The sequence below is a fragment of the Pseudomonas sp. NY11955 genome (assembly GCF_048068035.1).
Lineage (GTDB): Bacteria > Pseudomonadota > Gammaproteobacteria > Pseudomonadales > Pseudomonadaceae > Aquipseudomonas.
Window position 1 is genome coordinate 160,954 of record NZ_JBLUPS010000005.1, and the last position, 11,378, is coordinate 172,331.

Below are 11,378 nucleotides of genomic sequence, written 5' to 3' on the forward strand. Positions count from 1 at the left end.
AGTGGGTTCAGCATTCGAAGGCGTTTTTCAGCCATTGAAGCGGTCTGCCTGCATGGTGGCTGCCCTGCAGGGCGACTACGTCGAAGCGGCAGGGGTGGTTGCCCCAGTGGGGCTCCTTCTGCAGGAACAGGCTGGCGGCAAGCACCAACCGTTTCTGCTTGCGCCCGTCGATACTGGCGAGGGCGCCTCCGAAGCCCGCGTGCAACCGGTAGCGGACTTCGACGAATACTACTGTATCGGCGTCGAGCATGACCAGATCAAGCTCACCGCCTTTGCATCGCCAGTTGCGCGCCAGCAGCTGCAGGCCTTGCCCCTGAAGGTACTCAAGGGCCTGGGTTTCTGCTGCTTGCCCGGCGCTGGTAGGCGATGCTGCAGCCATCAACGGGCAGTGTCAGGCAGGCGCTTGACCTGGCCGCCGGCAAACTCGGCCCATGGCAGCTGGCGCTCGACGCGTTGGTTGGCGTTGATGCTCAGGCTGCCCGAAAGGCCCAGGACGCGGTTGTCCGGCAGCGCTTTGAGCTGGCCCAGGCGTGGCGCCAGGCTGTAGGCATCGACGCCCATGGCGTACAGGCGGCCCAGGCTGCCAGCAGCTTGCGGCCACTGCTGCACCACCTGCTGACGCAGGCTGTTGCTGGTGTCGAGCAGCCACGGCGTTTCGCAGAAGCGGATGCCGTTCATGTCGTTGTACTGGTTGACGTCACCGCTGGCGCTGTACAGGTTCGAGGTGGCGTAGACCGGTACGTCACCGGCGTACTGGAAGTTCAGTGTTGGCTTGATCTGTTGGGCCTGCTGTGGGGTCGAGGCGAGGAAGATGAAGTCGATGTCCTGACGGCGCGACGGTTGTGCGGCGATGCTGCCGCCTACCGTGCTTTGCAGGCTCTTGGCGCGGCCTTCGCTCTGGCGCAGCTGGAACAGGTCGGCAATTTGCTGGGCCAGGGCGACCGGCTGGGCGATGCGCTCGGCGGCAAGCAGGGTGCCACCATTGCCTTCCCAGTCCTGGCGGAAGGCGGCTAGGACGCGGTCACCCCATTCACCGCTCGGCACCAGGGCCACGGCGCGGACCATGCCGTCGGCGCGGGCGCGGCGGGCCACTTCGCGGGCTTCGTCTTCGGCCGCCAGGCCGAACTGGAACAGTTGCGGCGGGGCTTTCTGGCCGGCGTCGGCGTAGTTCAGAGCCAGGGTGGTAATAGGCAATTGCGGTTTGGCGGCCAGTTGCTTCACCAGCGGTTTTTCCAGCGGGCCGATGACCAGTTGCACGCCGGCGGCCTGGGCCTGGCGATAGAAGTCATCGAGCGAGCCGATGCGCGAGCTGTCGAACACCTGCACGGCAGGTGCCGGCTGGCCGGCTTGCTGGGCCTGGAAGTGGGCGGCCATGAAGCCATCACGCAGGGCGCGGGCAACACCGGCCAGCGGGCCCTCCTGAGGCAGCAGCAGGGCGATCTTGGTCAGCGGTTGGCTGGCCAGCTCCTTGAGCTTGGTTAGCGCCAACGGCAGGTGCTGGGCGGCAGGGTGGTCCGGGTGCTGTTTGACCCAGGCCTCGATAGCCGCTTGCTGCTGCACCAGGGTGCCGGCGCTTTTCACGGCGAAGGCCAGGCTGGTCCAGCCGGCCAGGGTCTGATCGCTGGCTGGCTGCTGCAGTTGTTCTGCCGGCAGCGAGGCAACCAAAGCCCAGATGGCATCATTGTTGGCGCTGGCGGCCTGGCCGCTCAGCAGCGGGGCCAGCAAGACGCGCTGCTGTGCGGCGGCCAAGGTCTGGCCGTCGGCTTCGAGAGCGGCGGCGTGCACGTTGTAGGTGCGTGCTTGCTGTTCTGCTGGTAGCTCGGCAAGGCGCTGCAGGCTCGGGTGGGCCAGGGCGGTAAGGGCTGCCTTGGGCTGGTTGCGGCTCATGGCCAGCTCGGCCGCGAGGGTGCTGGCGAAAACCTGTTGGGCCGGCTTGAGAGTGTCCAGCGGGACCTGCTCGAGAATGCGTGCGGCGCGTGGGAAGTCCTTCTGCTTGTAGGCCAGGTCGGCCGCGCTCAGGCGCAGCAGGGCGGCGTCTTCAGCGGACTTGCTGGAAGCGGCCTTTTCGAGCAGTTGCTCGATGCTGGCGTCCGGGGTGCGTGGCAGTTCGCCCAGGCTGGATGAGGGCGAGCTGGCGCAGGCTGCCAGCAGGGCAGCAAGGCAGAGGGCTGTGAGCAGCCGCAGGCAAGCGATCATGTAAAGGTCCTGTTACTCGATCAAGTTGGCCGGCAATTGTACCCAAGCACTGGCCGGGGCGCGATGTTGCTGTGTCGATCCTTCACTATAGGCGGCTTGTCGCTGATCGCCGGCGAAGTTCTTTGCGCCCTGTTGCGGGCGCTCGGGCTACAATGGCGCCTTTGATCCAAATGACAGGTGTGCGCAGTGACTGATGTGGCAGGGGCTTCGAAATCCACGGTGGGGACGCTGTATGTGGTGGCAACCCCCATCGGCAACCTCGACGACATGAGCGCGCGAGCGCTGAAGGTGCTGGCGGACGTGGCACTGATCGCCGCCGAAGACACCCGTCATTCGATTCGCCTGTTACAGCACTTTGGCATCGATACGCCGCTGGCGGCCTGTCATGAACACAACGAGCGTGATGAGGGCGGGCGTTTTCTCACCAAACTGCTGGCTGGCGAGAATGTGGCGCTGGTTTCCGATGCCGGTACGCCGCTGATTTCCGACCCGGGTTACCACCTGGTGCGTCAGGCGCGGGCTGCAGGTGTGAACGTGGTGCCGGTGCCGGGCGCCTGTGCCTTGATCGCTGCGCTATCGGCAGCCGGCCTGCCATCGGACCGCTTTATCTTCGAAGGCTTCCTGCCAGCCAAGCAAGCAGGGCGACGGGCGCGTCTGGAGCAGGTAAAGGAAGAGCCGCGTACGCTGATCTTCTATGAAGCGCCGCACCGAATCCTGGAGTGCCTTGAAGACATGGAAGCGGTATTCGGTGGTGACCGCCCGGCATTGCTGGCGCGCGAGCTGACCAAGACTTTCGAGACTCTGAAGGGCTTGCCGCTGGCTGAGCTGCGTGCATTCGTTGCCGGCGACAGCAACCAGCAGCGCGGTGAATGCGTGGTGCTGGTGGGCGGCTGGAGCGCACCAGAGGGCGAGCAGGCCATCAGTGCCGAGGCACAGCGTGTGCTTGACCTGCTGTTGGCCGAGTTGCCGCTGAAGCGGGCGGCGGCACTTGCCGCGGAAATTACCGGGGTGCGCAAGAACCTGTTGTATCAACTTGCCCTGGAAAAACAGAAGGCTGAATAGTGGCACTTTGATATAAATGCCGGTATCGCTTGTTCTTGTGCGCGCGTGCCGGTAACCTTGGCGGCGGAGAGTCGATCGGACAGTCGCTGCCTGCTTTTGTTCCGCAACTTTTGTTGTGTGAGCAGCAGGGGGAGGAAAGTCCGGGCTCCATAGGGCAGAGTGCCAGGTAACGCCTGGGAGGCGCGAGCCTACGGAAAGTGCCACAGAAAATAACCGCCTAAGCACTTCGGTGCCGGTAAGGGTGAAAAGGTGCGGTAAGAGCGCACCGCACGGCTGGCAACAGTGCGTGGCTAGGTAAACCCCACTCGGAGCAAGACCAAATAGGGTTCCATCAGGCGTGGCCCGCGTCGGAACCGGGTAGGTTGCTAGAGGCGTCCAGTGATGGCCGTCGTAGAGGAATGACTGTCCTCGACAAAACCCGGCTTACAGATCGACTCTCCACCTTTCCTTCCCTGCTTGAATCGGTAGCAGATCCTCTCTGGTAATACCGAAAAAATCTTACTCTTGATAAATCACTTTAACTTTGAACTCCATTCGCTTGAGTGGGTTTGATTTTTCTCGTGTTTTTTTCTCTTTGGCAGTCCTTCCCCATTCCCTTATTGCGCTAAATCTCGGTCCTGTAAGGCTTTTCCTTATGAACGTGCCTTGACGGTGCCGCGGGCGGATTCCTATAGTGTGCGCAAGTGGCAGAAAGTGGGATGAAGTGGGTTTTCTGACACAAAAAAGCTAACATTGTGGGGAATCGCAGCCGTGTTCCGCGGAGCCAACGCCGTCAGCCTCGATGCCAAGGGCCGTCTCGCCATGCCGAGCCGGTACCGTGACGAGCTCGATTCGCGTTGCAATGGTCAGCTAATCGTGACCATCGACGCCGTTGACCCCTGCTTGTGTGTTTATCCCCTCGATGAGTGGGAACAGATAGAAGCCAAGTTGCGTGCCTTGCCATCGTTGCGTGAGGAAAACCGTCGCCTGCAGCGTTTGCTGATTGGCAATGCGGTTGACCTGGAGCTCGATGGCAGTGGTCGTTTTCTGGTGCCGCCCCGCCTGCGTGAGTACGCCAAGCTCGACAAGAAGGCGATGCTGGTGGGGCAACTGAACAAATTCCAGCTGTGGGATGAAGATGCCTGGAACGCGGTTTCGGCAGCCGACCTTGCAGCTATTCAACAACCGGGCGCCATGCCCGACGAATTGCGTGACCTGATCCTGTGACCATAGATAGCGGCTTCAACCACATCACCGTCCTGCTCGACGAAGCCGTCGAGGCATTGGCCCTGCGCGCCGACGGTTGCTATCTGGACGGCACGTTCGGCCGTGGCGGACACAGCCGGCTGATACTCAGCAAGCTCGGGCCGCAAGGGCGGCTGTTGGGCTTCGACAAAGATCCACAGGCGATTGCCACGGGGCAAGCGCTGGCGGCCGAAGACGGCCGCTTTGTCATTGTGCAACGCAGCTTTGCCGAGTTGGGCGCGGAAGTGGCCGAGCGCGGCCTGCACGGCAAGGTCAGTGGCGTGCTGCTGGACCTGGGCGTGTCCTCGCCGCAGCTGGACGACCCCGAGCGTGGTTTCAGCTTCCTCAATGATGGCCCGCTGGACATGCGCATGAACCCGGACCAGGGCATCAGTGCCGCGGAGTTCATCGCCACCGCGCCGGTGGAAGAAATCGCCCGCGTCTTCAAGGAGTACGGCGAGGAACGCTTCGCCGGGCGCATGGCGCGAGCCGTGGTCGAGCGCCGCGAAAAACAGCCGTTCACCCGTACCGCCGACCTGGCGGAAGTGCTCAAGGTGGCCAACCCGGCCTGGGAAAAGGGTAAAAACCCGGCTACCCGTGCCTTCCAGGGCCTGCGCATTCACGTCAACAACGAGTTGGGCGACCTTGAGACAGGCCTTGAGGCCGCACTCGATGCGCTCGAGGTCGGGGGCCGCCTGGCGGTCATCAGTTTCCACTCGCTGGAAGACCGTATCGTCAAGCTGTTCATGCGCAAACTGGTGAAGGGCGAGGCCGATAACCTGCCACGCAACCTGCCGGTACAGCACAAGGTCTTCGAACCGAAAATCAAGCTCATCGGCAAGGCCCAGTTCGCCTCCGAAGCCGAACTCAAGGCCAATCCACGGTCGCGTAGCGCCGTGATGCGCGTGGCGGAGAAGTTGCGGTGAGCAGGCTATTTGCCAAGCCTTTGCCAGGCGGAAGCTTCCTGATGCTTCTGCTGTTCGTCGCTGTGCTGGTTTCGGCCATTGCCGTTTCCTATAGCGCGCACTGGAACCGCCAATTGCTCAACACCTTGTACGGCGAGTTGAACGAGCGCGACAAGGCCCAGGCCGAATGGGGTCGGCTGATTCTTGAACAGAGCACCTGGACCGCCGCCAGCCGTATCGAGAACCTGGCTTCCGAGCAATTGAAAATGCGCGTGCCGTCGGCTGACGAAGTGCGGATGGTGGCGCCATGATGAAGCTCGAAGGCGCACTCTACCCGTGGCGCTTCCGCGTGGTGATCGGCTTGCTGGCGATCATGGTGGGTGCCATCTGCTGGCGCATCATCGACCTGCAGGTGGTTGACCGTGACTTCCTCAAGGGCCAGGGCGATGCGCGCAGCCTGCGCCACATCCCGATCCCGGCGCACCGCGGCTTGATTACCGACCGCAACGGCGAGCCATTGGCCGTGAGCACCCCGGTTACCACGCTGTGGGCCAACCCCAAGGAAATGCAAGCCTCCAAGGAGCGCTGGCCGCAACTGGCCGCGGCACTGGGGCAAAACCCGCAGCAGCTGATCGAGCGCCTGACTCAACAGGCCAACAAAGAGTTCATCTACCTGGTCCGTGGCCTGACCCCGGAGCAGGGCCAGCACGTGCTCGACCTGAAAGTGCCCGGTGTGTACGGCCTGGAAGAATTCCGCCGCTTCTACCCGGCCGGTGATGTCACCGCCCACATGGTCGGCTTTACCGACCTCGACGACCACGGTCGCGAAGGGGTGGAGCTGGCCTATGACGAGTGGCTGGCCGGTGTGCCCGGCAAGCGCCAGGTGATCAAGGACCGGCGCGGTCGGCTGATCAAGGACATCCAGGTAACCAAGAACGCCAAGGCCGGGAAGACCTTGGCGTTGTCGATAGACCTGCGCCTGCAATACCTGGCTACCCGCGAGCTGCGCAACGCCATTGCCGAACAGGACGCCAAGGCCGGCAGCCTGGTGATCATGGACGTCAAGACCGGTGAGGTGCTGGCCATGGTCAACCAGCCCACCTACAACCCCAACAACCGCCGCAGCATGTTCCCGGCAGCCATGCGTAACCGGGCGATCATCGACGTGTTCGAGCCAGGCTCCACGGTCAAGCCGATTTCCATGAGCGCGGCGCTGCAGAGCGGCCGCTGGAAGCCGACCGACAAGGTCGAGGTGTACCCAGGCAGCCTGCAGATCGGTCGCTATACGATCAAGGACGTGTCGCGCAGCGAGGGCCCGATCCTCGACCTGACCGGCATCCTGATCAACTCCAGTAACGTCGGCATGAGCAAGATCGCCTTCGATATCGGCGGCGAGGCCATCTACCGCGTCATGTCCCAGGTTGGCCTGGGCCAGTACACCGGCCTTGGCTTCCCGGGCGAGCGCGTCGGCAACCTGCCCAACCACCGCGAGTGGCGCAAGGCCGAGACCGCGACCCTTTCCTATGGCTATGGCGTGTCGGTGACGGCCCTGCAACTGGTGCATGCCTACGCGGCACTGGCCAACGACGGCAAGATGGTGCCGCTGTCGATCATCAAGGTCGACAAGGCTCCGGAAGCCGTGCAGGCGATTCCGAAGGAAACCGCCGAAACCGTTCAGGGCATGCTGCAGCAGGTGATTGAAGCGCCGCGTGGCGTGTTCCGTGCCCAGGTGCCGTTCTATCACGTGGCCGGCAAGTCCGGTACCGCGCGTAAAGCCACCGTGGGTTCCAAGGGCTACACCGAAAACGCCTACCGCTCGCTGTTCGCCGGCTTCGGGCCAATGAGCGACCCGCGCTACGCGATCGTGGTGGTCATCGATGAGCCGGGTAAGGGTGGTTACTTCGGTGGCCTGGTCTCGGCGCCGGTGTTCAGCAAGGTCATGTCCGGCACCCTGCGCCTGATGAACGTGCCGCCAGACAACCTGCCGCCACCCGCACCCGCGGCACCCGCCGTGCAATCGCAAGTCAATGCAGCAGCCGCCAAGGGAGGGCGTGGATGATGACAATGCCATTAAGCAAACTTTTCGCCCACGCCAGCCGTGATCCGCTGATTCGTGAACTGACCCTGGACAGCCGCAATGTACGCCCGGGTGACCTGTTCCTGGCAGTGCCAGGTGCCAAGGTCGATGGCCGCGAGCATATCGCCGATGCCTTGGCCCGTGGCGCCGCAGCCGTTGCTTATGAAGAGCAGGGCGCCACCGTGCTGCCGCTGACCGAAGTGCCGCTGATTCCGGTCAAGGGCCTGATCGCTCAGCTGTCGGATATTGCCGGGCGCTTTTATGGCGAGCCCAGCCGCCAGCTGAACCTGGTGGGGGTGACCGGTACCAACGGCAAGACCAGCGTTACCCAACTGGTAGCCCAGGCACTCGACCTGCTCGGCCAGCGTTGCGGCCTGATCGGCACCCTGGGGACCGGCTTCTACGGCGAGCTGCAGAGCGGCCGCCTGACCACGCCCGACCCGATCGCCGTGCAGTCGACGCTCAACGACCTCAAGAAAGGTGGCGCCAAGGCCGTGGCCATGGAGGTTTCCTCGCATGCCCTGGAGCAAGGCCGGGTTGCCGCGCTGGAGTTCGACATCGCGGTGATGACCAATTTGTCTCGCGACCACCTCGACTACCACGGCAGCATGGAGGCCTATGAAGCAGCCAAGGCCAAGCTGTTCGCCTGGCCGAGCCTGCGTTGCCAGGTGGTCAACCTGGATGACGCCTTCGGTCGTCGTCTGGCCGCCGACTTTGCCCGCCGCCCAAGTGTCGATCACATCGACACCCGGCTGCTGAGCTACAGCCTGGAAAACCCGGATGCCTCGCTGTTCTGCCGCCAGGCCGCGTTCAGTGACGATGGCGTGCGCGCGACCATCGTCACCGCCCAAGGTGAGCGTATCCTGCGCAGCCAACTGCTGGGCCGCTTCAACCTGAGCAACATGCTCGCCGCCGTCGCGACCCTGCTGGCGCTGGACTATGCGCTGGACGAAATCCTCGAGGTCACCCCGCAACTGCAGGGGCCGGTAGGCCGTATGCAGCGCCTGGGTGGTGGCGACAAGCCGCTGGTGGTGGTCGATTACGCCCACACCCCGGACGCCCTTGAGAAAGTGCTTGAAGCCCTGCGTCCGCACGCGCACGGCAAGCTGCTGTGCCTGTTCGGCTGCGGTGGCGACCGTGATCGCGGCAAGCGCCCGCTGATGGCCGAAGTGGCAGAGCGCCTGGCCGATCGCGTGCTGGTCACCGACGACAACCCGCGTACTGAAGACCCGCTGCGCATCTTCGACGATATTCGCCCCGGCTTTGCCAAGCCTGACGCGGTCGAGTTCGTTGCCGGTCGTGGCCAGGCCATCGCGCACTTGATTGCCACCGCCGCTGCCGACGACGTGATCGTGCTGGCCGGCAAAGGGCACGAGGATTACCAGGAGATCAATGGCGAGCACCATGATTTCTCCGATTTGACCGAGGCCGACAAGGCACTTGCAGCCTGGGAGGCGCCACATGCTTAAGCCGTTTTCACTCAGCCAGCTGACCACAGCACTGGGTGGTCGACAAATCGGTGGCGACGCCACGTTCAACGGCGTCAGCATCGATAGCCGCAGTGTCGGCGCCGGGCAGCTGTTCGTCGCCCTAGCCGGCCCGCGTTTCGATGGCCATGACTACCTGGCCGATGTGAAGGCCAAAGGCGCAGTAGCGGCCTTGGTAGAGCGTGAAGTGGCCGATGTCGACCTGCCGCAACTGCTGGTGGCCGACTGCCGTCTGGCCCTTGGCCAACTTGGCGCCTTGAACCGCGCCGCCTTCGACAAGCCGGTGGTGGCCATTACCGGTTCCAGTGGCAAGACCACGGTCAAGGAAATGCTCGCCAGCATCCTGCGTACCCGTGGCCTGGTGCACGCTACCCGCGGCAACTTGAACAACGACCTCGGTGCACCGCTGACCCTGTTGGAGATCGCCCCTGAACACAGCGCGGCAGTGATCGAACTGGGCGCTTCGCGTATTGGCGAAATCCGCTACACCGTCGGCCTGACCAAACCTCAGGTGGTCATCATCAACAACGCCGGTACCGCCCACGTTGGCGAGTTCGGCGGCCCGGAGAAAATCGTCGAAGCCAAGGGCGAGATTCTCGAAGGCCTGGGTGAGGGCGGTATCGCCATCCTCAACCTGGACGACAAAGCCTTTGCCATCTGGCAGGCGCGCGCCGGTGAGCACAAGGTTGTCAGTTTCGCGCGCAGCAACGCGAAGGCCGATTTCCATGCCACGGATATCGGTCGCGATGCCCGTGGCTGCCCGTCGTTCAAGCTGCATGGCGCCGGTGAAACGGTAGACGTGCAACTCAATGTGTTGGGTGAGCACAACGTCAGCAATGCCCTGGCCGCCGCCGCCGCTGCGCATGCCGTTGGTCTGAGCCTGAGCGGTATCGCCGCCGGCCTGGCTGCCGTGCAACCGGTCAAGGGCCGTACCGTGGCACAGATTGCGCCGAACGGGGTACGGGTCATCGACGACAGTTACAACGCAAATCCCACCTCCATGTGCGCGGCCATTGATATACTCGCCGGCTTTTCCGGACGCACCGTCCTGGTGCTTGGGGATATCGGCGAATTGGGGCAATGGGCGGAAGAAGGCCACCGTCAGGTGGGTGACTACGCGCGTGGCAAGGTCGACGCCCTGTACGCAGTGGGTTCCAACATGACACATGCGGTCAAGGCGTTCGGCGCCAATGGCCGCCATTTCGCTACACAAGCTGAGCTGATCGACGCGGTTAGCGCCGAGAGCGCCAGCGACACCACTATCTTGATCAAGGGCTCGCGCAGCGCTGCGATGGAAAACGTCGTGGCGGCATTGTGCGGTGCCAGCGGGGAGAAACATTAATGCTGCTGCTGTTGGCCGAGTATCTGCAACAGTTCCACAAAGGCTTCGCGGTCTTCCAGTACCTGTCCCTGCGCGGGATTCTGGGTGTGCTGACCGCGTTGTCCCTGGCACTGTGGCTGGGGCCGTGGATGATCCGTACCCTGCAAATTCGCCAGATCGGCCAGGCCGTGCGTAACGACGGCCCGCAATCGCACCTGTCCAAGTCCGGCACCCCGACCATGGGTGGCGCGCTGATCCTGTCTGCCATCGCCGTCAGCACCCTGCTGTGGGCGGACCTGAGCAACCGTTATGTCTGGGTCGTGCTGATCGTCACCCTGGCGTTCGGTGCCATCGGCTGGGTCGATGACTACCGCAAGGTGATCGAAAAGAACTCGCGTGGCCTGCCGAGCCGCTGGAAGTACTTCTGGCAGTCGGTGTTCGGCCTGGCGGCGGCGGTGTTCCTGTACAAGACCGCGCCAACCAGCGTCGAGACCACCCTGATCCTGCCGTTCATCAAGGATGTCACCATTCCGCTGGGTGTCGGCTTCGTGGTGCTGACCTACTTCGTCATCGTCGGCTCCAGTAACGCGGTCAACCTCACCGATGGCCTCGACGGCCTGGCAATCATGCCGACGGTGATGGTTGGCGGCGCGCTGGGCATCTTCTGCTACCTGTCGGGTAACGTGAAGTTCGCCGAATACCTGTTGATCCCCTACGTGCCGGGTTCGGGCGAGCTGATCGTGTTCTGCGGCGCGCTGATCGGTGCCGGCCTGGGCTTCCTGTGGTTCAACACCTACCCGGCACAAGTGTTCATGGGTGACGTCGGCGCGCTGGCGCTGGGCGCCGCGCTGGGCACCATCGCGGTGATCGTGCGCCAGGAAATCGTGCTGTTCATCATGGGTGGCATCTTCGTTGTGGAAACCCTGTCGGTGGTGATCCAGGTCGCCTCCTTCAAGCTGACCGGCAAGCGCGTGTTCCGCATGGCGCCGATCCACCACCACTTTGAACTCAAGGGCTGGCCAGAGCCACGGGTGATCGTCCGCTTCTGGATCATCACCGTGATCCTGGTGCTGATCGGCCTTGCAACCCTGAAACTGAGGTAGATG

Annotated in this window: 10 protein-coding genes and 1 other RNA gene; 9 read left to right on the forward strand and 2 right to left on the reverse strand. The window is 63.3% G+C overall.

Annotated features, from left to right (window positions below; translation table 11 throughout):
* Positions 1 to 7 precede the first annotated feature (7 nt).
* Entirely contained in the window at positions 8 to 379 is a 372-nt protein-coding gene (locus tag ACNFBR_RS11620; RefSeq protein WP_416735044.1) for a YraN family protein, read from the reverse strand.
* Positions 379 to 2,196 (reverse strand): penicillin-binding protein activator, encoded by a 1,818-nt coding sequence (locus ACNFBR_RS11625; RefSeq protein ID WP_416735045.1) that lies wholly within the window; start codon positions 2,194 to 2,196, stop codon positions 379 to 381. Before ACNFBR_RS11625 ends, ACNFBR_RS11620 begins: the two co-directional genes overlap by 1 nt.
* Before the next feature lie 186 nt (positions 2,197 to 2,382).
* Here ACNFBR_RS11625 and rsmI point away from each other — a divergent pair, with 186 nt between their 5' ends.
* From rsmI to mraY, 9 genes are all read left to right on the forward strand, one after another.
* A complete protein-coding gene (gene rsmI / locus ACNFBR_RS11630; protein WP_416735046.1) occupies positions 2,383 to 3,258 on the forward strand; it encodes a 16S rRNA (cytidine(1402)-2'-O)-methyltransferase in 876 nt (291 codons plus the stop codon).
* A 67-nt stretch (positions 3,259 to 3,325) separates the two neighbouring features.
* An RNA gene (gene rnpB, locus ACNFBR_RS11635) (RNase P RNA component class A) lies at positions 3,326 to 3,700 on the forward strand.
* A gap of 308 nt (positions 3,701 to 4,008) precedes the next feature.
* Entirely contained in the window at positions 4,009 to 4,464 is a 456-nt protein-coding gene (gene mraZ, locus ACNFBR_RS11640; protein WP_004575120.1) for a division/cell wall cluster transcriptional repressor MraZ, read from the forward strand.
* Positions 4,461 to 5,408, forward strand: a complete 948-nt coding sequence (gene rsmH, locus ACNFBR_RS11645) for a 16S rRNA (cytosine(1402)-N(4))-methyltransferase RsmH (protein WP_133975282.1) — start codon at positions 4,461 to 4,463, stop codon at positions 5,406 to 5,408. Before mraZ ends, rsmH begins: the two co-directional genes overlap by 4 nt.
* A complete protein-coding gene (ftsL, locus tag ACNFBR_RS11650) occupies positions 5,405 to 5,698 on the forward strand; it encodes a cell division protein FtsL (protein WP_003260787.1) in 294 nt (97 codons plus the stop codon). Before rsmH ends, ftsL begins: the two co-directional genes overlap by 4 nt.
* Positions 5,698 to 7,446: a peptidoglycan D,D-transpeptidase FtsI family protein gene (locus ACNFBR_RS11655; protein WP_416735253.1), complete on the forward strand. Its 1,749-nt coding sequence runs from the start codon at positions 5,698 to 5,700 to the stop codon at positions 7,444 to 7,446. Before ftsL ends, ACNFBR_RS11655 begins: the two co-directional genes overlap by 1 nt.
* The gene (locus tag ACNFBR_RS11660; protein ID WP_416735047.1) at positions 7,443 to 8,933 is read left to right on the forward strand and encodes a UDP-N-acetylmuramoyl-L-alanyl-D-glutamate--2,6-diaminopimelate ligase; all 1,491 of its coding nucleotides are present in this window, start codon (positions 7,443 to 7,445) and stop codon (positions 8,931 to 8,933) included. Before ACNFBR_RS11655 ends, ACNFBR_RS11660 begins: the two co-directional genes overlap by 4 nt.
* Positions 8,926 to 10,293, forward strand: coding sequence for a UDP-N-acetylmuramoyl-tripeptide--D-alanyl-D-alanine ligase (locus tag ACNFBR_RS11665; RefSeq protein ID WP_416735048.1), 1,368 nt, complete (start codon positions 8,926 to 8,928; stop codon positions 10,291 to 10,293). The genes ACNFBR_RS11660 and ACNFBR_RS11665 overlap by 8 nt, the downstream gene beginning before the upstream one ends.
* Positions 10,293 to 11,375 carry a phospho-N-acetylmuramoyl-pentapeptide-transferase gene (mraY, locus tag ACNFBR_RS11670; protein ID WP_003251852.1) on the forward strand — a complete coding sequence of 361 codons (1,083 nt, stop codon included), beginning with the start codon at positions 10,293 to 10,295 and terminating at the stop codon, positions 11,373 to 11,375. Before ACNFBR_RS11665 ends, mraY begins: the two co-directional genes overlap by 1 nt.
* Positions 11,376 to 11,378: the final 3 nt, after the last annotated feature.